Raw genomic sequence first — 19,043 nt, forward strand, 5'->3', positions numbered from 1 at the left:
CATCCGGAGAAACGCATGGCTCTCAACGACACGCTGCCCGCCGACAACCGGCTCGGTTTCGGCGCGGCGCCGCTCGGCAACATGTTCCGCGACATTCCCGACGCGGAAGCGCACGCGACCGTCGAAGCCGCGTGGGCACGCGGCATCCGCTACTTCGACACCGCGCCGTCGTATGGCGCGGGGCTCGCGGAAGCGCGTCTCGGCGACGCGCTGGCCGGCCGGCGCCGCGACGACTACTTCATCAGCACGAAGGTGGGCCGCATCGTGCTCGACGATCTGGAGGAAGCGGCCACCCGCGACTACGGCGAGAAGAGCGGGATCTTCGCGCACGGCCGCGCGAACCGGCTGGTGAGCGACTACTCGGCCGACGCGACGCTGCGCTCGATCGAGGACAGCCTGAAGCGGCTGCGCACCGATCGTCTCGACGTCGTGTGGGTGCACGACGTCGCGCAGGACATCTACGGCGACGAATGGCTCGCGCAGTTCGAGGTGGCGCGCAAGGGCGCATTTCGCGTACTGGGCAAGCTGCGCGAGGAAGGCGTGATCGGCGCGTGGGGTCTCGGCGTGAACCGTGTCGAGCCGATCGAGTTGCTGCTCGACCTCGCCGAACCGCAACCGGACGGCATGCTGCTGGCCGGCCGCTACACGCTGCTCGATCACGAACGCGCGCTGCAGCGCGTGATGCCGGCCGCCGCGGCCCGTCACGTCGGGATCGTCGTCGGCGGCCCGTACAGCTCGGGCGTGCTCGTCGGCGGCGCGCACTTCGAATACCGGAAGGCGCCGCCCGAGGTCGTCGCGAAGGTCGAGCGGATCAACGCGATCGCCGCGCGCCACGACGTGCCGGTCAAGGCCGCCGCGCTGCAGTTCGTGCTCGCGCATCCGGCGACGGCCGCGGTGATTCCGGGCGCGAGCCGCCCGGAGCGCATCGCGGAAGATGCCGCGGCGCTGACGTTCGAGATCCCCGCCGATTTCTGGCGCGAGATGCGCGAGCAGCAGCTCGTCGCGGCCGATGCGCCGCTGCCGATCGATCGTTGATTCGGTCAGCGCCGCCGAGTCCGTCTGGCCGCTGACGACGCGACGAGGCCCGCTCGCGCGGGCCTCGTCGTTTCGGCAGAAGGAAAGCTCGGCTGCGTGACCGTCAGCCGTGCGTGCGCGGCCGGTAATCGATCAGGCTGGAGAACACCGCGATCAGCACGGCCATCGCGACGAAGAACAGCAGTGCGAGGAAGTACGAGCCCGACCACTGGACGATCACGCCGATCAGGATCGGCACCACGACGCCGACCATGCTGCCGCAGAAGTTCATCGTGCCGCCGAGCACGCCGGCGCGTTCCGGGCCGCCGACGATCGCCGGCAGGCTCCAGTACATCCCGCAGAAGCGGATGAAGAACATCGCGATGCTCAGCAGCAGCACCACGGCGTTTGCGTTCGCGATATAGGCCGCCGCGAGGATGCACGCGGCCGCGATCAGCGACGAGCCGCTGAACATCGTGCGCATCACCAGGTTCGGCGACGCGCCCGACGCCTTCCAGCGATCGCCGATGGTGCCGCCGATCAGTTCGCCGACGAAGCCCGACATGAAGATGATGAAGGTCGCGCCGCCCGTCGTCGCGATGTTGAAGCCGTAGGTCTTGTGCAGGTAGCTCGGCATCCACGTCAGCAGCCCGTAGAACACCGCGAGGATGCAGCTGTAGCCGGCGAACATCGCGAGCACCGAACGATCCTTCACCAGTTCGCGCAGCGGCACGCGTTCGCCCGTGGTTTGCGTCGGCGCATTCGCGCGCGTGATGTGTTCGAGCTCGGCCGCATTCACGCCCGGATGCTCGGACGGATGGTTGCGGATGTAGCGCCATACGAGCACGCCCACCAGCATCGTGCCGACGCCCGCGATCACGAACGCGATGCGCCACGATCCGAACCACGCGATCAGCCCGGAAATCAGGATCGCACCGAGCGCGCTGCCGAGCGGCGCGCCGCCGTCGACCAGCACCGCGCCGCGGCCGCGTTCGTGCGGCGTCAGCCACGTGCCGATCAGCTTCGCGCCGGCCGGGAACACCGGCGATTCGGAGAAGCCGAGGCCCATGCGCGTGAGCATCAGCAGGATCCAGTTGTGCGATGCCGCGCCGAGCGCCTGGAACGCGCCCCATGCGAGCGTCGCGGTCGCGATGATGCCGCGCGTGTGATAGCGGTCGAGCATCACGCCGACCGGGATCTGCATCAGCGCGTACGACCAGAAGAACGCGCTCAGCATCAGGCCTTCGAGCGCCGGCGACAGGTTGAATTCCGGTGCGATCAGCGGCATCGCGACCGACAGCGACGCGCGGTCGATGTAGTTGATCGCGACCAGCAGCAGCATGAGCAGGAAGATGCGCCAGCGGACGTTGGTCGGCCGCGCCGCCGCGTCGAGCGAAGTCGGCGCGGCGGCCGGGACGGCGGGGGAAGTCGAGGGGGGCATGCGTGTCTCCGTCGTTATGGTTGCGGGGGCGATGGCATCGTCGCCGTGCAGCGACTGTAGGGGCATGGCCGCGTCTTGCCTAATGACGCTTCGTGATCGCGTGATAACCAAACGGCGCGGCGCGCGGGGAATAAGCGGACGTTATCGGGCGATCCGGTTTTTTCATTACCGGCGGCAATCGGCCGCTTGTAGTGTTCGGTGCGGAGACTTCACACGGAGAAAGCACCATGAGCCCATTCCAATATTTCTTTCCCACCACGCTGAAATTCGGCAACGGCCTCGCGCGGCAGGCCGGCGAACTGCTGAAGCCGCTGTTCAGCGGCAAGCTGCTGGTCGTGACCGACGAAGGCCTGATCAAGAGCGGCGTGCTCGAAGGATTCTTCGCATCGCTGCGCGACGCGGACGTCGCCTACGAAATCTTCTCGGGCGTCGAGGCGAACCCGAGCACGGCCGTGCTCGACAGCGCGCTGATGTTCCTGAAGGAGCATCGCTGCACCGCCGTGATCGGCGTCGGCGGTGGCAGCAGCATCGACACGGCGAAGGGCGTGGCCGCGATGGCCACCAACGGCGGCACGATTCTCGACTACGAGGGCTACAACAAGATCCCGGACGAACCGCTGCCGATCTTCGCGATCCCGACCACGTCGGGCACCGGCAGCGAATGCACGGCGTCGACGGTGTTCACGAACCAGGAAACGCTGTTCAAGACCGTGATCGTCAGCCACAAGCTGTTCCCGAAGCTCGCGATCCTCGACGCGGAGCTCACGCTGAAGCTGCCGGCCGCGATCACCGCGGCCACCGGCATGGACGCGCTGACGCATGCGATCGAATCGTATGTGTCGAAGCAGGCGAACCCGGTGAGCCAGTCGCTCGCGCTGGGCGCGATCCGCCTGATCGGGCGCAGCCTGCGCAACGCGTTCTACGTCGGCTCCGATCTCGCGGCGCGCGAGGACATGCTGCTCGGCTCGTTCCTGGCCGGCGTCGCGTTTTCGCAGTCGAAGCTCGGCAACGTGCACGCGATCTCGCACACGATGGGCGGCGTGTTCAACATCGCGCACGGCATCGCGAACGCGGCGCTGCTGCCGTACGTGATCGAATTCAACCGGCCGGCCTGCCCGGCGCTGTATCGCGACATCGCGGCAGCGCTCGGCGGCGACGTGACCGGCGTCGATGCGGAAACGGCCGCGCGCGCACTGGTCGAGCAGATCGTCGAACTCAATCGCGCGCTCGCGATTCCGTCGAACATCCGCGAGCTCGGCGTCGATCTCGCGCACCTGCCGCAGATGGTGGCCGACTCGATGCGCAGCGGCAACGTGCTGGTCAACCCGCGGCTGACGACCGCGCGCGACGTCGAAGGCATCATCCGCGCCGCGTACGGCGGCGAACTCTGATCGCGCGACCCGCGCGAAGTGCGATTACCCGAATCGATTCAACCAGGAGCAGTCATGTATTACGAAATGCGGACCTACACGGTCCAGATCGGCAAGATGAACGAATACCTGCGGCACTTCGAGAAGGAAGGGCTGCCGGTGATCTCCCGCTATGCGACGCTGGTCGGCTGGTGGTACACGGAAATCGGCGAACTGAACCAGGTCGTCCACATCTGGGCATACGAAAGCCTCGACGATCGCATCAAGCGCCGTACCGCGCTGTACGAGGATCCGGACTGGCTCGAGAAGTTCGTGCCGAAGGCGTTCCCGATGCTCGAGAAGATGGAGTCGAAGCTGCTGCGCCCGGCCGCGTTCTCGCCGATCAGGTAAGCAGGGGACCTTGCAGCGTTTCGACGAGCAGGCGCGCACCCGGCGACAGGTGCGCGAAGGTACGGGCGACGACGCCGTACGGCTCGTCGAGCGCCGGGATCGCGACGGGCAGGCACGCAATCAGGCCGAAGCGCTCGCCGAACTCGGCGACTTCGCGCGGGATCACGGCCACCAGCTCGGGGTCCGCCTGCAGCAGCGTGAGCGTCGCGAACGTCGACGCGGTTTCGATCGGATAGCGCGGCACCTCGATGCCGGCGTCGGCCAGTGCGCGTTCGAGCGCGAGCCGCATCGGCGTGTTGACCGGATACGCGACCCATTCCGCATCGGTGAGATCGCGCAGCGTCAGCGTGTCGCGCCCGGCGAGCGCATGCGTGCGCGCGGTCACGACCGCGAGCGGTTCGGATTTCAGCGGCAGGTAGTCATACGCTTCCGGGCGGCGGCTGTTGCCGTTGCGGCAGATCGCGAGGTCGATGCGGCCGTCGTCGATCAGCGCGAGCAGGCTCGCGCTGGTGCCTTCGACGATCTCGACCGACAGGTTCGGCTGGCGGCGGCGCAGGTCGGTCAGCGCGCGCGTGAGCAGCGGCACCGCGCCCATGATGACGCCGACCGCGAGATGGCCGCCATGCCCCTGCGTGAGCGCGAGGACTTCGGTGTGCAGGTGTTCGAGGTCGCTGTAGATGAGGCGCGCGTAGCGCGTGACGCAGCGGCCGAGGTCGTTCGCGACGAGGCCCTTCGGTTGCCGCTCGAACAGCGGCATGCCGAGGATGTCCTCGATCTCGCGCAGCACCTTGGTGGCGCCGGGCTGCGAGATCGCGATCTCTTCGGCGGCCTTGTGCAGCGAACCGTGGTTTTCGAGCGCGATCAGCAGTTTGAGCTGCTTGAGGCGAAGGCGCGACGCGATATTGGCGAGGGAGGGAACGGCCAGCGGCTTCATGGCAACGACCAAACCGAAAGCGCGCATTATAGCCCGTCCGGCCCATAAACGATCCTGAGGATCGCCAAGAAATCGCGGGTTTTCCGGCCTTCGGATCACCCGCGCATGCGGTCAATTTCCGTACATGTCGAAGTCGAAATACTTCGACTGGATCGCGTTGTACGTGCCGTCGCCGCGAATCTGCGCGATGGCGCGATTCAGTGCGTCACGCAGGTCGGTGTCGGCCTTGCGCACGCCGGCCGCATCGCCGTTACCCATGATCTTCGCGTCGTACACCACGCCGCCCGCGAACGAGAAGCCCTTGCCGCGCGGCGTCGCCAGGAACCCGAGCTGGCCCTGCACGGCATCCATCAGCACGCCGTCGACGCGCCCGGTGACGAGATCCGCATACGCCTGGTCGTAGCTCGGATACGGCACGACCTCGACCTTCGCGGCCGCCCACTTCTCGCGCGCATAGGTTTCCTGGACCGTGCCCTGTTCGACCGCGACGCGCTTGCCGGCGAGCTTCGCCGCGTCCGGCAGCAGCCCCGACCCGGTACGCGCGATCAGCCGCGTCTGGTTGCGGTACAGGCGGTCGGTGAAGTCGATCTGCTGGCGCCGCTGTTCGGTCGCGGCCATCGACGACAGGATCACGTCGAACTTGCGCGCCTGCAGCCCCGGAATCAGCCCGTCGAAGCTGCTCGACACCCACACGCATTTCGCATTCAGCTTCGCGCACAGCGCGTTGCCGAGGTCGATGTCGAAGCCCTTCACGCTGCCGTCGGTCGCGGTCGACTCGAACGGCGGGTAGGTCGGGTCGACACCGATGCGGATGGTCGTCCATTCCTTCGCCGACGCCAGCGACGCGACAGCCATCGCGGCGGCGGAAAGGAGAATCGTGAGGCGCGTCTTCATGGTCTGGCTCCGTTCGTGTGGGGAAGAGTGGGCGTGCGCGTCAGCTCGGGAATTCGCCGCGCTGAAAATCGTTCGACAGTTCGAGGGCGTCGGCCATCTCGCCGACGGTGACCGGCTTGATCGGCGCGCGGATCCGGTAGTGACCGACGTCGCCGACGCCGCGCTGCTGCACGTCGGCGATCAGTTCGCCGACCGTCGTGCCGCACCAGCGCCCCTGGCACGGACCCATTCCGCAGCGCGTAAACGCCTTCATCTGGTTCGGCCCTTGGCAGCCGAGCGCCGCGAGCTGGCGAATCTCGCCGGCCGTGACTTCCTCGCAGCGGCACACGATCGTGTCGTCGTCGGGGCGGCGCAGCGCGGCGGGCGGCGTATACAGCGCGTCGAGCAGCGGGCGCACCGCGAGATGGCGGCGCCATGCACGCAGCACCGGGCGTTCGCGTGCGGCCTGCCGTTGCGCGTCGAGCGCACCGAGTTGCCGGGCGATGTCGAGCGCCGCCACTTCGCCGGCGAGTGCCGCCGCCTGTGCGCCGCCGATCCCTGCGCCGTCGCCCGCGATCCAGACGTGCGGCACGCTGCTGCGGCCGCGCGCGTCGCGCTGCGGGCGCCAGCATGCCGACGCTTCGTCCCATTCATGCGCGCAGCCGAGCGCGCGCGCGAGCTGCGTCGACGGAATGACGCCCTGATGCAGCAGCACGAGGGACGTGTCGAGCGCTTGTACGACGCCTTCCGCGTCGCGAAAGCGGATGCGTTCGGCGCGATCGTCGCCGTCGATGCGGATGTCGGTCGCGCCGCGATGGACGGGAATCCCGGCGTCGCGCACCGCACGCAGCATGCGCCAGCCCTTGAGCAGATAGTTGACGCCGCGCAGTGCCGGCAGCGCATGGGGAAGCGCGCGGCGCCACGCGTCGCGCGGTGTCGTATCGACCAGCGCGCGCACGCGCCGGCCCGCATTCAGCAATTGCGCGGCGAACAGCCACAGCAGCGGGCCGCTGCCCGCCAGCACGGCGTCGGCCGACGGCGCGAGGCCCGACGCTTTCAGCAGCGTTTGCGCGGCGCCGACGCCCATCACGCCGGGCAACGTCCAGCCGGGCACCGGCCACGGCCGCTCCTGCGCGCCGGTCGCGATCAGCACCGCGCGCGGGCCGATTTCGAGCGTGCCGCGCGACGGGCCGCTCTGCGTGAGCATCGCGACGGGTGTCGGTTCGAATGCGACCTGCCACACGACGCTGCGCGGCAGGTAATGCGCGCCGCTGGCGAGCAGGCCGTCGACGAGCGGCCGGCCGGCCGTATAGTCGGCGCCGAGCCATTGCGCGAGCGGCGCCGGCGCATCGGCCACGTTGCGGTAGATCTGGCCGCCGGGCGCGCGGCCTTCGTCCGCGACGACGACCGACAAGCCGGCCGTGCGCGCGGCGATGGCTGCCGCCATCCCGGCCGGCCCGGCGCCGACGATCAGCAGGTCGCACTGGCGGCGCGTCATGCGAGCCTCGCCTTGCCGTGCATCGCGCGCACCTGCATGCCCTCGGCGACGGGCGTCATGCAGCCTTGCACGTTCGGGACGCCGTCGATTTCGACGAGGCAGTCGAAGCACACGCCCATCATGCAGAACGGGCCGCGCGGCGCGCCGCTCACGGCGCTCGTGCGGCACGCGGCCGAACCGGCGGCGAGCATCGCGGCCGCGACGCTGTATTGCGCGGGCACGTCGTGCGGCGTGCCGTCGATATGGATGCGCACGCGTTCGAGCGTCGCGGCGGCGGGAACGAGGGATTCAAACATGCCGGGCTTCCGTGGGCGCGTCGAAGCGCGCGGTGGTAAAGGCGGACAGGTCGGCCGGCGCGGCGCCGCCGGCGATCCACGGCGCGACGAGATCGGCGTGGGTTGCCGCGAGCGTCACGCCGCTGTGGCAGATCGCGATGAACGCGCCGGGATGCGTGGTCGACGCCTCGTAGACGGGCAGGCCGTCGGGCGTCATGATGCGCAGCGCGCCCCACGCGCGCACGATGCGTGCATGCGCGAGCGCGGGGAAGGCGGTGCGTGCGCGACGCGCGATGTCGACCATCGCCGGGCGCGTCTGGCCGTCGTCGAAGCCGACGTCTTCGGCCGAGTCGCCGAGCAGCACCGAGCCTTCCGGCGTCTGCCGGACGACGAGCGTCGGATAGTCGAGAAACGGCGCGAGCCGTTCGGTGACCATGATCTGGCCGCGCAACGGCGAGATCGGTGCGCGCAGGTCGACCATCGGCGCGAGCCGCGCGTTGTCGAGGCCGGCCGCGAGCACCACGCGCCCGGCTTCGAGCCGCGCGTGGCGCGTGTCGATCTCGAAGCGCCCGGCGTGCGGGCGGATTTCGCTGACCTCGCTGCGCGGCAGATAGACACCGCCGCACCGCTGAAACGCCTGCAGCATCGCGCGCAGCGTATAGAGCGGATTCGCGTGACCGTCGTTCGGCGACCACAGCGCGCCGGCCAGCGACGGCGACGCCGACGGAATGCGCCGGCGCAGCGCCGCCGGATCGAGGACCTCGTACGACAGCGCGGCTTCCTGCCGGCGCAGCGATTCGAGCAGGTCGGTCGCGCCGTCGAGTTCCGCGCGGTGTTCGAACAGCTCGATGCCGCCCGGGCGTTCGAACGCGCAATCCACGCCGGTTTCGCGCTGCAACTGCGCGGCGAACGCATGCCAGCGCTCGGACGATTCGCGCGACCAGCGCGCATACGGCACGCAGCGGCCGCCTTTGCCCTGCACCCACACGAGCCCGAAATTGCCGCGCGCCGCGCGAAACGCGATGTCGTCGCCGTCGCACACCGCGACTCGCTGGCCGAGACGCGCGATGCCCCACGCGATGGCCATGCCGACGAGACCGCCGCCGGCCACGACGACGTCGAAGCGGCGCACGGTCATGCGCGGCTCCGGTGTCGCGGGTGAGGCGGTTGCGTGTTATATCCCATGGCGGCGCGGCTCCTTGCTTTCAGTACGTTGCGGAACCGATGTTCGGACAGGCAAAATGTGCTGTCCAATACAGCTTGATCAACGCTCCATAATCCAGTGTTATGACCACGCCCTCGCTCAGGATTCGTCAGATCGAAGCGTTTCGCGCGGTGATGCAGCGCCATACCGTCACACGCGCGGCACGCGATCTCCATATCTCGCAGCCGGCCGTGAGCCGGCTGATCGCCGATCTCGAGGACCGGATCGGCTTCGTGCTGTTCGAGCGGCAGCAGGGGCGTTTCACGCCGACCGCGCAGGCGCGCGTGCTGTACGAGGAGGTCGAACGCGCGTTCGTCGGGCTCGACCGCGTCGCGCAGGCCGCCGAGCAGATCCGCGCGATGCGGCGCGGCACGCTGCGCGTGGCCGGCTCGCCCGCCGTCGCGCTCGATCTGCTGCCCGAACTCGTCACGCGTTTCTCGCACGCGCATCCGGGGGTCGACATCACGCTGCTCGCGCACAGCGCGTCCACCGTCGTCGACAAGGTCGCGTCCGGGCAATGCGATGTGGGGCTGATCGCGGAACCCGTCCCGCACCCGGCGGTGCGTGGCGAGCGGCTCGCGGAAGCCGCGATGTGCTGCATCGTGCCGCGCGGGCACCGGCTCGCGCGCAAGCGCGTCGTGCAGCCGGCCGACCTGCGCGACGAAGCGTTCATCTCGTTTCCGCCGAGCTTCGAGGCGCGCAGCGCGATCGATCGCGTATTCGTGGAAGCCGGCGTGTCGCGCGTGCTGTCGATCGAGGCGCAACTGTCGCAGACGATCGTCGCGTTCGTCGCGAACGGCGCGGGCGTCGCGCTGATCGATCCGGTGACGGCCGCGTATGCGGGCCAGCGCGTGGCCGTCAAGCCGTTCGAGCCGGCCGTGCCCGATCACTTCTATCTGGTGACGTCCGCGTCGCAGCCGCTGTCGATGATCGGCGACGCGTTCTGCGCGGATTTGCGCGACGCGTTCGCCAGGATGCGGGAGCAGGGGGCCGGGTGATCCGGCCGGGAAGGAATGGCCGCGGCGGTCGCGCCGGGGGCGTCGGCGCACCGCGGCGAGCGACCGCTCAGGCGAGCGCCGTGTCGGCGGCCGCCACCGCGGCCGGGGGCGCCGCGGCAGCACCCGCCAGCCGCCGATAACGCGCGAGCGCCCACAGCGGGAAGTACGCGGTATAGCCGTGATACTTCAGGTAGAAGATGCGCGGGAAGCCCGGCGCATTGTGCGAGCGGTGCCACCAGAAGCCGTCTTCCTGCTGCACCGACTGCAAATACGCGATGCCGCGCTTCACCGAATCGGATTCGCAGTCGCCGAACGCCATCTGCGCGAGCAGCGCCCACGCGGTGCAGTTCGACGTGCTCTCGCCGCCGTTCGTGCCGGCCAGCGTCGGGTCGAGGTAGCTGTCGTTCGTCTCGCCCCAGCCGCCGTCCGCGTGCTGCCGCGCGCGCAGCCAGTCGAGCGCGCGGGCGATATAGGGCTGCGACTTGTCCTCGCCCGCGAGCGCGAGACCGGCCAGCACGCTCCACGTGCCATAGAGGTAGTTCGTGCCCCAGCGCCCCCACCAACTGCCGTCGGGCTGCTGCGTGCGCTTCACGTAGTCGATGCAGCGCGCGAGCGACGCGCGGTCTTCCGCGCGCTTCGTCACGCCGAAGCACAGCAGTACGCGGCCCGATACGTCCTCGGTGGGCGGGTCGAGCAGCGCGCCGTGATCGGCGAACGGGATCGCGTTCAGATACATGCGGTCGCAGTCGGCGTCGAACGCCGCGAAGCCGCCGTTGCGCGATTGCAGCCCGCGCATCCAGTCGAGCGCGCGTGCGACGCGCGGCGCGTACGGATTCGTGCCGTCCGCGTGGCGATGCGTGCGGCCGCGGCGATCGAGCATCGCGGTGACGAGCGCGCTGTCGTCGATGTCCGGGTAGTACGGGTTCGCGTACTGGAACGCCCAGCCGCCCGGTTCGACGTCGGCCGGGACGTTCTCGATCCAGTCGCCGCGCAGGTCGTTCACCTGCCGCGCGGCCAGCCAGTCGTACGCGCGTGCGATGCGCTCGTCGAGTTCGCGCAACGTGCCGGCAGCCGTCTCGCCGGTTTCCGGCGCCGCGACACCGCGCGCCTGCTCGAGCGCCATCGTGCTCCAGGCGGTATCCCAGACCGGCGACAGGCACGGCTGGCAATACACGCTGCCGTCCGGCCGCGTGACCAGCAGCTTTTCCAGCGCGTTTTCGCAATCGCGGCGTAGCGGATGGTCGTCCGGGTAGCCGAGCACCTGCATCATCTGGTAGCTGTAGACGATCGGCGGGAAGATGCCGCCGAGCCCGTCCTCGCCGTTCATCCGTTCCGCGCACCACGCTTGCGCATGCCGGATCGCGCGCTGCCGCAGGCGCTTCGGCATCAGCGGCTCGATATGCCGCACCGCGCGGTCGAGCGCGAGGAACAGCCGGCGCATGCCGCGCGCGGGCGGGAAGTACCGGCGTTCCTGTTCCGGGGGCGTGACGAACAGCTCGCGGATCGAGACGTTGCGCGGATTGCGCGCACGCGCCTTCAGCGAGCACAGCACCAGCAGCGGCACCATCGTCGTGCGCGCCCAGTACGCGACCTTGTACATCGAGATCGGCACCCACTTCGGGAACAGCACGAATTCGATCGGCATGAACGGCGCCGCGCGCCACGGCACCTGGCCGAACGTCGCGAGCAGGATGCGGGTGAACACGTTCGAGCGCGCCGCGCCGCCGAGCTTCAGGATCGCGTCGCGCGCGCGGATCATGTGCGGCGCCTGTTCGCTGTCGCCGGCCGCCTTCAGCGCGAAGTACGCCTTCACGCTGCACGACACGTCCGGCGCGCCGTCGACGTACAGATCCCAGGCGCCGTGCGTGTCGAGCCGCTGGTTCGCACGCAGGTAGCGCGCCATCTTCTCCTGGCGCACGTCGTCGATCCGGTCCATGAAATGCATCATCAGGATGTATTCCGCGGTGATCGTCGCGTCGGATTCGAGTTCGAAACACCAGCTGCCGTCGGGCTGCTGAAGGCGCACGAGTGCGTCGCGTCCACGGGCGATGGCAGTGTCGAGCGTGGACCAGGGAGAGGGGGCCGATTTGTTCATGCTGCGGATCATACCATCCAGCCGGAATGTTTATCTCGAGACGTGCAGTGCTACCATCCGCACCATGAAAAAACGCCTCGAACCCGCGCCGCGCGACGTGTCCGCGCCCGTCGAACCGGCCGGAGCGCCCGACGCACGGGCCCCTGAAGGATCATCGGCGCCGCCGGCTGCCGCCGTGGCCGGCGTGCGGCGAAAAAAAGCGCCGGACCAGGTGCGCGCGCAATTGCTGGCGGCTGCATCGGAGATCGCGACGCATCACGGCGTGGCCGCATTGACGCTCGATGCGGTGGCCGAGCGTGCCGGCGTGACGAAAGGCGCGCTGCAATATCACTTCGCGAACAAGCAGGGGCTGCTGGATGCTCTGTTCGGGCAGGCGACCGAGCGGTTCGGCGCGCAGATGGCCGCGCGGATGGCGGTGGATTCCGGCGGCGACGGCGCGGCGGCGCGCGCGTATCTGCATGCGGTGCTCGATGCCGCCAATCCGGCCGCGAGTACCGACGTGCTGCGCGTGCTCGTCGCGTCGATGATCACCGAGCAGGACACGCGCGCGCGCTGGTCGGTGCCGATGCGCGAATGGACGCGGCCCGACCCGGTGCCGCTCGAGCAGGCCGCGACGCTGATGATCTGCCGGCTCGCGGCCGACGGGTTGTGGATTTCCGAACTGCTCGACAGCATCGAGATATCGGCCGAATTGCGCGCGGAAATCGTCCGGCAGCTCGATACGATGAGCCGGGGCGTGTTTCCGAAGTGATGCGCGGCACGGGATCGATGTCGTCAGGCGAGATTCTGTCGCGCGACGGCGGGGTTCGACGTGCCACGCGTATCGAGGTCGTGATGGCCGATCACGTTTGCCCGGGACTCCACCCCGTTACGTTCGATCCTGCGGCAGCGCGTGCATGGGGCATGGCCTTTCGGAAGCTGCCGGCTACTGAACCACGGGCGTGACCGCTCATCCTTGCCGCGGGTTGCGCTGATACCCGGCCCTGAGCGCGTCGACCACGAGCTCCACCGCCCGCGACGATTTGCGCCGGCTCGGGTAATAGACGTGATGCCCGACGAACGTCGGAAACCAGTCCTCCAGCACCCAGCCGAGCCGGCCGGCTTCGACGTGATGCGCGACCAGATCCTTCGGCACATATGCGAGCCCGAAGCCGGCGAGCGCCGCGTCGACCATCTGATAGACGTTGTTGAACGTCAACTGCCCTTCGACGCGAACCTGCAACTCGCGGCGTCCCTTGCTCAACTCCCACGATAGCAGCGCGTTTCTGGTCGGCAACCGCAGATTGATGCAGTTGTGTTGTGTCAGGTCCTGCGGCGTTTTCGTCGCGGGCCGGGACGCGAGGTAATCGGGAGAACCGATGATCGACATCGTCATGTCCGGCGCGATACGCTGCGCGATCATGTCCTTGGCGACCTGGTCGCCGAGCCGTATGCCGATGTCGTAGCGGCCCGCGATGAGGTCGGTCAGACCATAGTCGTTCACCAGCTCGACCTTGAGCGCCGGATACCGGCGCAGCAGCGGTTGCAGCCGTGGCCACACGTACTCGTTCGCCGCATAGTCGGTCGCGGTGATCCGGACGTTGCCGGCCGGCTGGTCCGTCATCGCGCGCAGCGATTCCAGTTCCACCTCGATTTCCTGAAAGCGTGGGGCGATCGATTCCAGCAACCGCTGGCCGGCCTCGGTCGGCGACACGCTGCGTGTCGTGCGCGTCAGCAGCGGAATGCCCATGCGCCCCTCCAGCGCGCGCACCGTTCGGCTCAACGCCGATTGAGACACGCCGAGTTGCGCGGCCGCCCGCGTGAAATTGCGCTCGCGCGCGACGGTCATGAACGCCGCCAGATCGTTGAAGTCTTCCATTGATTCATGCACCACAGCATAGGCCTATGCCGATTTTACCATCTAGTCGCATGAATCGCGAGTCATTAAAGTGGGATGGCTGGCCGCCGGAGCGATCCATGCGGCACCTTTTTCGGTAGAGGACGACATCATGGAACTGAAGCGCGCGGGCTCGCAGCCCTCGATCAAGGGCCCCGACGAATGGTTCACCGGCACGGTCCGGATCGACCCGCTGAACGCACCGCCGCCGCCGGCGCGCGTGTCGTGCGCCAGCGTGACGTTCGAGCCGGGCGCACGCACCGCATGGCACACGCATCCGCTCGGCCAGACGCTGCTCGTGACCGCCGGCTGCGGCTGGACGCAATGCGACGGCGAGCCGCGCGTCGAGATCCGCGCGGGCGACGTGATCTGGTGCCCGCCCGGTCACAAGCACTGGCACGGCGCGACGTCGACCACCGCGATGACCCATATCGCGATTCAGGAAGCGCTCGACGGCAAGAACGTCGACTGGCTGGACAAGGTGACGGACGAGCAATACCTCGGTAGCGGCGAACCGCAATGAACGCGCCCGCTGCCCTGACTCCGATGCCGGCTGGAGGTCGTTGGCCGCGTCGGTTGACGGGGCGAAAAGCGATGGACGCAACGTCAACTGGCCCGAACCCGTCACCGATGTGCAATACGGCGCACGGTGACGATCGCACGCGTCGCCCGTTGCGGTTCGTCGCCGCGACGGGCCTGGCGCTGCTCGCCGCCGCGTGCACTCACATGCAAAGGACCGACACCATGCAGGAACCCTTGTCTTCCCCCGATTTGAAAGCGGTCGCCCCGGCCTTCGAGCGATACACGACGCACACCGTGTTCGACGGCTTGTGGAAGCGGCCGCACCTGTCGCCGCGCGATCGCAGCATTGTGACGCTGTCGGTGCTGATCGCCCGCGGCCAGACCGTCGAGATGCCGTTGCATGTCCGCCTCGCGCTGGATCACGGCGTGAAGCCCGCGGAAATATCGGAAATGATCGCGCACCTGGCCTTTTACGCGGGATGGGCCCACGCGAGCGCCGCGTCGATCGTCGTCAAGCACGTCTATGACGAACGCGGCATCGGGCCCGATCAGCTTGCGCCGGCGGACGCCACGCCGCTGCCGCTGAACGAGGCGGCCGAGGCGCAGCGCGCACGGACGGTCGCGGAAAACTTCGGCGCCGTCGCGCCGGGCGTGGTCGAGTACACGACCGATGCGCTGTTTCGCGACCTGTGGCTTCGCCCGGGGCTCGCGCCGCGCGACCGCAGCCTGGTGACGGTGAGTGCGCTCGTCGCCAACGGCCAGGTGGCGCAGATCCCGTATCACCTGAACCGCGCGATGGACAACGGGCTCACGCAGGCCGAGGCATCCGAGGCGTTGACGCAACTGGCGTTCTACGCGGGATGGCCGAACGTCTTTTCGGCGATGCCCGTGTTCAAGGACGTGTTTTCACGGCGCGCGGCGTGACCTGCGCGCAACTGAAGAGAGGAACATCATGACCGACAACATCGACGGCAAGGTCGTCGTTATTACGGGCGCGAGCAGCGGCCTCGGCGAAGAAACCGCGCGGCATCTGGCGCAACGTGGTGCGAAGCTGGTGCTCGGCGCGCGTCGCGTGGACCGGCTGGAGCGGCTCGCCGACGAAATCGGCGCGGGACGGCAAGCGATGCTCGAAACGGACGTCACCGAACGCGACGCAGTCCAGCGCCTGGTCGACCGCGCGGTCAACCTGCACGGCCGCATCGACGTGATGCTGAACAACGCGGGGCTGATGCCGAGCTCGATGCTCGAACGCCTGCACGTCGACGAATGGGACCGGATGATCGACGTCAACATCAAGGGCGTGCTGTATGGCATCGCCGCCGCGCTGCCGCACATGATCCGGCAGAAGGGCGGGCACATCATCAACGTGTCGTCCGTGGCCGGGCACAAGGTCGGCCCGGGCGGCGCCGTGTACGCGGCGACCAAGCATGCGGTGCGCGCGCTGACCGAAGGCTTGCGGCAGGAGGTCAAGCCGCACAACATCCGCACGACCATCCTGTCGCCGGGGGCGGTGGCGACCGAGCTGACCCGGACCGTTACCGACCCGGACGTCGCGAAGGGCATGAGCCAGGTGTATCAGCAGGCCATCCCGGCATCGGCGTTCGCGCGCGCGGTGGAATACGCGATGAGCCAGCCCGACGACGTGGACATCAACGAAGTGCTGTTCCGGCCCACGAATCAGGCCTATTGAGTACGGCCGCGCGCATGCGGCCGTTGTCGAATGTCGGAGAAGAACGCTATGCCCCACATCATCGTCAAAGCGTGGCCCGGGAAAACCGAGGAGCAGAAGCAACGTCTGGCGGACGCCATCACACGCGACGTGATGACGATACTCGGTTATGGTCAGGAGTCCGTGTCAGTCGGCTTCGAGGAAATTCCCTCGGATAGGTGGAAGGAAGAAGTCTATCGTCCGGATATCGAGGCGCGTGCCGCAACGCTGTACAAAAAACCGGGCTACCGGATGTAAGCGCGCATCGCAGGCACGCCGGCTTTGACACAGATCGCTCTGCAAGTGCAAGTCCCCGTGCCGAAGCCACGATGAAGTGCGGCTGCGCCTATGTCGACGCGGCGCGCTCGTCGAGGTGTTGCCGGGGACTGGCGGCCCGAGCCGCTCGCCGCATCGCTCGCCGTCGCTCATCGGCGCAACCTTTCGCCGTGCGTGCGGGCTTTCATGGACTGGATCGGGGGCGTATTGGCGCCGTATCTGGATTAGCGGGGTAGGGGCGACGTGTCGGGGGATGTGGTCCGTTGGCGTTATGCAAACTTGCCGACATCCGCGGCTTCCTTGACGAATCGTCTGGTCGCCAGCAGCGCCTGTTCGATGTCAGCGACGATGGCCCGATTGTTGACCGGCGCGGTCACGCACCATCCCCAGAGATCGTCGTCGATTTCATAGTGGCCGCGGGCATACGACCAATAGCTGAAATAGCGGTCCTGCGACCCGGCGATCTGCGGGTCGTCGAGGCCGTCCGGATGCGCGAGCCGGACGGAATGCAGCGCATCCCGGAGCATGGCGGCGACGTCGGGAAAGTCGGCCGCACGATGGTCGTCGAGTATTTCGACCAGCAGATCGCTACCGTGATAAACCGGTCGAACCCGGAATCGAATCGTGTGGATCATCGCTCGGTTTTTTGTTGCGGAAACGCGTGGCGCGCGCACCGATCGTCTGGCGATGCCTGAACGAACGCCGCAATGGCTTCCACCACACCGCTTGCCACAGGGAGATCCGGGTTCGAATACGCGGCAAGATTGTCGTCGAGCGTATCCGTGTGAACGGCCTTGAGCACGTGATTGGCATTCGCGACGATCGTCAGCCGGGCGCCTGGACTCGCGTCCTTCAACCGTTGCGCGTCCTGCACGCCCACCTGAATATCGCGCGCGCCCTGCACGATCAGCACCGGTTTCGCATACCCGGCCAGAAGGGCCGCCGGATCGATGGCCAGTTCGCTCATCAGGAACCGCTGAACCTGCGGCCTGAACAACGGCATCAGTGCAGGATCGATCGTGGCTGCGTCGACCGTCTTCCCGGCTTCGAGCGATTCGAGTATCGACATCGCGTTGCCCAGAACGGCGGCATTCGCGGGGTTCGACCGCAGTTGCTGCGTCAACACCTGTGCGAGCGGCCGCCCCGGCGTGGACACGAGGATCAGGCCGTGGATGTCGGCGGTTTGCCGCGCCGCCGACAACGCGACCCATCCTCCCTCGCTATGCCCCAGCACCCATACGCGGCGCGCACCGGTCCGCGCACGGATGGCCGCCACCCACGCGCGGACGTCTGCCGCGTAGTCGTCGATCGTGACGTCGTCCGCTTCCGCGATCGCCCAAGCGCTACCGTACATGCCGCGCTTGTCGATGCGAACCGACGCGATACCTTGGCCGAGCAATCCTTCGGCAAGCAACCGGTAAGTCGATGCCTGAAGGCCGTTTGGTCCGTTGCCGTTCCGGTCGGTCGGACCCGATCCCGGCACGATCAGCACCACCGGAGCAACGCCCGCCGCTGGAGACGACAGCGTGCCGCTCAGCGGGCCGACAGGCCCCGGTATTTCGATTTCCGTCTGCATCATGTGTGAATGACGTTCCTGATCCGTGTGGTGATGAACTTCGGGCACGGCATCAACGCACCGAATCCCGCGCCTCGCCAAGCACCCATTCCGCAAACGCCTGTACCGGCGCCGCGCTCAATTCGATCGGCTCGGGCAGCACGAGGCAGAAGTTTTTCGTCACCGCTTTGCCGTCCGGCCAGGGCGCGACCAGACGCCCTTGCTCAAGCTCGGCCCCGATGTAAAGGCGCGGCACCAGTGCGACACCGAGGCCGGCCAGCGCGGCCTCGATCAGCATCGAATGGAGATCGTATCGCGGGCCGACCGCCGAATTGGTCAGCACGATGCCGGCCTCCTGCGCATAGATCTGCCACGCATCCGGATTCTGCCGCCGGTGAAGGCGCGGGAGCGCATCCAGCGACGGGTTCGCGCCAGCGTCTTCGAGGAGCGACGGGCTGCAGACGGGCACCAGCACCTCTTCCAGCAGCGGATGCAGATGCATGCCGGCCCACGCCGGATGCGCGAAATGAATGGCTGCGTCGAATCCGCTGCCGGCCAGGAGGAACGGCTCCATCCGTTCGGCGATGTGCACGGTGATGGTCGGATGCCGATCCTGAAAGCGCTTCAGCCGGGGGATCAGCCAGCGGGTCGCGAAGGTCGGAATCGCGGCGATATCGAGACTCGCGCCTTCCACGGGCTGGCCCATCAGATACAGGCTGTCCCGTTCCAGCCGATCGAGAATCTCGCGCACCTGCACCGCGTATCGCGTGCCGTTGGGCGCCAGCCGCACGCGGTTGCCGACGCGCTCGAACAGCGTCACGCCCAGAAACGCCTCCAGCCGGCCGATCTGGCGACTGACGGCGCCCTCGGTGCGGGCCAGTTCGTCGGCGGCGCGGGCGAAACTGCCGTGTCGGGCCGCCGCCTCGAAGGCCAGGAGCGCGGAATTGCTCGGAATCTTGCGTCGCATCGGGATCGAGTTGGTGAGTGCGCTCGACGGCCTGCTTGATCAAATAT

Annotated in this window: 20 protein-coding genes and 1 pseudogene; 10 read left to right on the forward strand and 11 right to left on the reverse strand. The window is 68.0% G+C overall.

The window, feature by feature from the left end; all coding sequences use genetic code 11:
- The first annotated feature begins 15 nt into the window (after positions 1–15).
- Positions 16–1,035, forward strand: coding sequence for an aldo/keto reductase (locus H0X91_RS00930; RefSeq protein WP_006497964.1), 1,020 nt, complete (start codon positions 16–18; stop codon positions 1,033–1,035).
- 103 nt (positions 1,036–1,138) lie between these two features.
- Here the strand turns inward: H0X91_RS00930 and H0X91_RS00935 are convergent, their stop codons facing one another.
- Complete coding sequence (locus tag H0X91_RS00935; protein WP_006497965.1) at positions 1,139–2,455, reverse strand: MFS transporter; 1,317 nt, start codon at positions 2,453–2,455, stop codon at positions 1,139–1,141.
- A gap of 227 nt (positions 2,456–2,682) precedes the next feature.
- Between H0X91_RS00935 and H0X91_RS00940 the strand changes: the two genes are divergently transcribed.
- Both H0X91_RS00940 and H0X91_RS00945 read left to right on the forward strand, forming a co-directional pair.
- Complete coding sequence (locus tag H0X91_RS00940; protein ID WP_062911515.1) at positions 2,683–3,846, forward strand: iron-containing alcohol dehydrogenase; 1,164 nt, start codon at positions 2,683–2,685, stop codon at positions 3,844–3,846.
- Between the two features lie 54 nt (positions 3,847–3,900).
- Positions 3,901–4,215 (forward strand): NIPSNAP family protein, encoded by a 315-nt coding sequence (locus tag H0X91_RS00945; RefSeq protein WP_006497967.1) that lies wholly within the window; start codon positions 3,901–3,903, stop codon positions 4,213–4,215.
- Here the strand turns inward: H0X91_RS00945 and H0X91_RS00950 are convergent.
- The 5 genes from H0X91_RS00950 to H0X91_RS00970 all read right to left on the reverse strand — a co-directional run bounded on the left by H0X91_RS00950 (position 4,208) and on the right by H0X91_RS00970 (position 8,933).
- Positions 4,208–5,149: a LysR family transcriptional regulator gene (locus tag H0X91_RS00950; RefSeq protein ID WP_006497968.1), complete on the reverse strand. Its 942-nt coding sequence runs from the start codon at positions 5,147–5,149 to the stop codon at positions 4,208–4,210. The two genes, H0X91_RS00945 and H0X91_RS00950, sit on opposite strands and share 8 nt — an antisense overlap.
- Positions 5,150–5,260: 111 nt before the next feature.
- Complete coding sequence (locus tag H0X91_RS00955) at positions 5,261–6,043, reverse strand: ABC transporter substrate-binding protein (RefSeq protein ID WP_006485210.1); 783 nt, start codon at positions 6,041–6,043, stop codon at positions 5,261–5,263.
- A gap of 40 nt (positions 6,044–6,083) precedes the next feature.
- Complete coding sequence (locus H0X91_RS00960; protein ID WP_196432719.1) at positions 6,084–7,520, reverse strand: FAD/NAD(P)-dependent oxidoreductase; 1,437 nt, start codon at positions 7,518–7,520, stop codon at positions 6,084–6,086.
- A complete protein-coding gene (locus H0X91_RS00965) occupies positions 7,517–7,816 on the reverse strand; it encodes a (2Fe-2S)-binding protein (RefSeq protein ID WP_077056934.1) in 300 nt (99 codons plus the stop codon). Before H0X91_RS00965 ends, H0X91_RS00960 begins: the two co-directional genes overlap by 4 nt.
- Positions 7,809–8,933 carry an NAD(P)/FAD-dependent oxidoreductase gene (locus H0X91_RS00970; protein WP_006497970.1) on the reverse strand — a complete coding sequence of 375 codons (1,125 nt, stop codon included), beginning with the start codon at positions 8,931–8,933 and terminating at the stop codon, positions 7,809–7,811. Before H0X91_RS00970 ends, H0X91_RS00965 begins: the two co-directional genes overlap by 8 nt.
- 149 nt (positions 8,934–9,082) lie before the next feature.
- Between H0X91_RS00970 and H0X91_RS00975 the strand changes: the two genes are divergently transcribed.
- A complete protein-coding gene (locus H0X91_RS00975; protein ID WP_006497971.1) occupies positions 9,083–9,997 on the forward strand; it encodes a LysR substrate-binding domain-containing protein in 915 nt (304 codons plus the stop codon).
- 67 nt (positions 9,998–10,064) lie between these two features.
- On the opposite strand, the gene shc is transcribed toward H0X91_RS00975, so the two are convergent.
- Entirely contained in the window at positions 10,065–12,104 is a 2,040-nt protein-coding gene (gene shc, locus H0X91_RS00980; protein WP_196432720.1) for a squalene--hopene cyclase, read from the reverse strand.
- 52 nt (positions 12,105–12,156) lie between these two features.
- Here shc and H0X91_RS00985 point away from each other — a divergent pair, with 52 nt between their 5' ends.
- The gene (locus H0X91_RS00985) at positions 12,157–12,843 is read left to right on the forward strand and encodes a TetR/AcrR family transcriptional regulator (RefSeq protein ID WP_196432721.1); all 687 of its coding nucleotides are present in this window, start codon (positions 12,157–12,159) and stop codon (positions 12,841–12,843) included.
- Between the two features lie 198 nt (positions 12,844–13,041).
- Here H0X91_RS00985 and H0X91_RS00990 read toward each other — a convergent pair whose 3' ends face one another.
- Entirely contained in the window at positions 13,042–13,950 is a 909-nt protein-coding gene (locus H0X91_RS00990) for a LysR family transcriptional regulator (RefSeq protein ID WP_080331944.1), read from the reverse strand.
- Positions 13,951–14,080: 130 nt separating this feature from the next.
- Here H0X91_RS00990 and H0X91_RS00995 point away from each other — a divergent pair, with 130 nt between their 5' ends.
- The 5 genes and pseudogenes from H0X91_RS00995 to H0X91_RS35300 all read left to right on the forward strand — a co-directional run.
- On the forward strand, positions 14,081–14,491 hold the full coding sequence (locus tag H0X91_RS00995; protein ID WP_006497975.1) for a (R)-mandelonitrile lyase: 411 nt from the start codon (positions 14,081–14,083) through the stop codon (positions 14,489–14,491).
- Positions 14,488–15,414, forward strand: coding sequence for a carboxymuconolactone decarboxylase family protein (locus tag H0X91_RS01000; protein WP_340139763.1), 927 nt, complete (start codon positions 14,488–14,490; stop codon positions 15,412–15,414). The genes H0X91_RS00995 and H0X91_RS01000 overlap by 4 nt, the downstream gene beginning before the upstream one ends.
- A gap of 28 nt (positions 15,415–15,442) precedes the next feature.
- Positions 15,443–16,180: an SDR family oxidoreductase gene (locus H0X91_RS01005; protein ID WP_077056940.1), complete on the forward strand. Its 738-nt coding sequence runs from the start codon at positions 15,443–15,445 to the stop codon at positions 16,178–16,180.
- Between the two features lie 48 nt (positions 16,181–16,228).
- Complete coding sequence (locus H0X91_RS01010; protein ID WP_006483372.1) at positions 16,229–16,456, forward strand: tautomerase family protein; 228 nt, start codon at positions 16,229–16,231, stop codon at positions 16,454–16,456.
- Between the two features lie 100 nt (positions 16,457–16,556).
- Positions 16,557–16,702, forward strand: a pseudogene (locus tag H0X91_RS35300) (LysR family transcriptional regulator); the annotation flags it as partial.
- Between the two features lie 41 nt (positions 16,703–16,743).
- Here H0X91_RS35300 and H0X91_RS01015 read toward each other — a convergent pair.
- Genes H0X91_RS01015 through H0X91_RS01025 form a run of 3 tightly spaced genes read right to left on the reverse strand, consistent with a single transcriptional unit; the run spans position 16,744 to position 18,996 of the window.
- Positions 16,744–17,109, reverse strand: a complete 366-nt coding sequence (locus H0X91_RS01015) for a hypothetical protein (RefSeq protein ID WP_196432722.1) — start codon at positions 17,107–17,109, stop codon at positions 16,744–16,746.
- A complete protein-coding gene (locus H0X91_RS01020; protein ID WP_196432723.1) occupies positions 17,106–18,053 on the reverse strand; it encodes an alpha/beta hydrolase in 948 nt (315 codons plus the stop codon). The genes H0X91_RS01015 and H0X91_RS01020 overlap by 4 nt, the downstream gene beginning before the upstream one ends.
- A gap of 49 nt (positions 18,054–18,102) precedes the next feature.
- Positions 18,103–18,996, reverse strand: a complete 894-nt coding sequence (locus tag H0X91_RS01025; RefSeq protein WP_006491561.1) for a LysR substrate-binding domain-containing protein — start codon at positions 18,994–18,996, stop codon at positions 18,103–18,105.
- Between the last annotated feature and the right edge of the window lie 47 nt (positions 18,997–19,043).

Origin of the sequence: Burkholderia sp. 9777_1386, assembly GCF_015712265.1 — a bacterium.
In the GTDB taxonomy this organism is placed as follows: Bacteria; Pseudomonadota; Gammaproteobacteria; order Burkholderiales; family Burkholderiaceae; genus Burkholderia; species Burkholderia cenocepacia.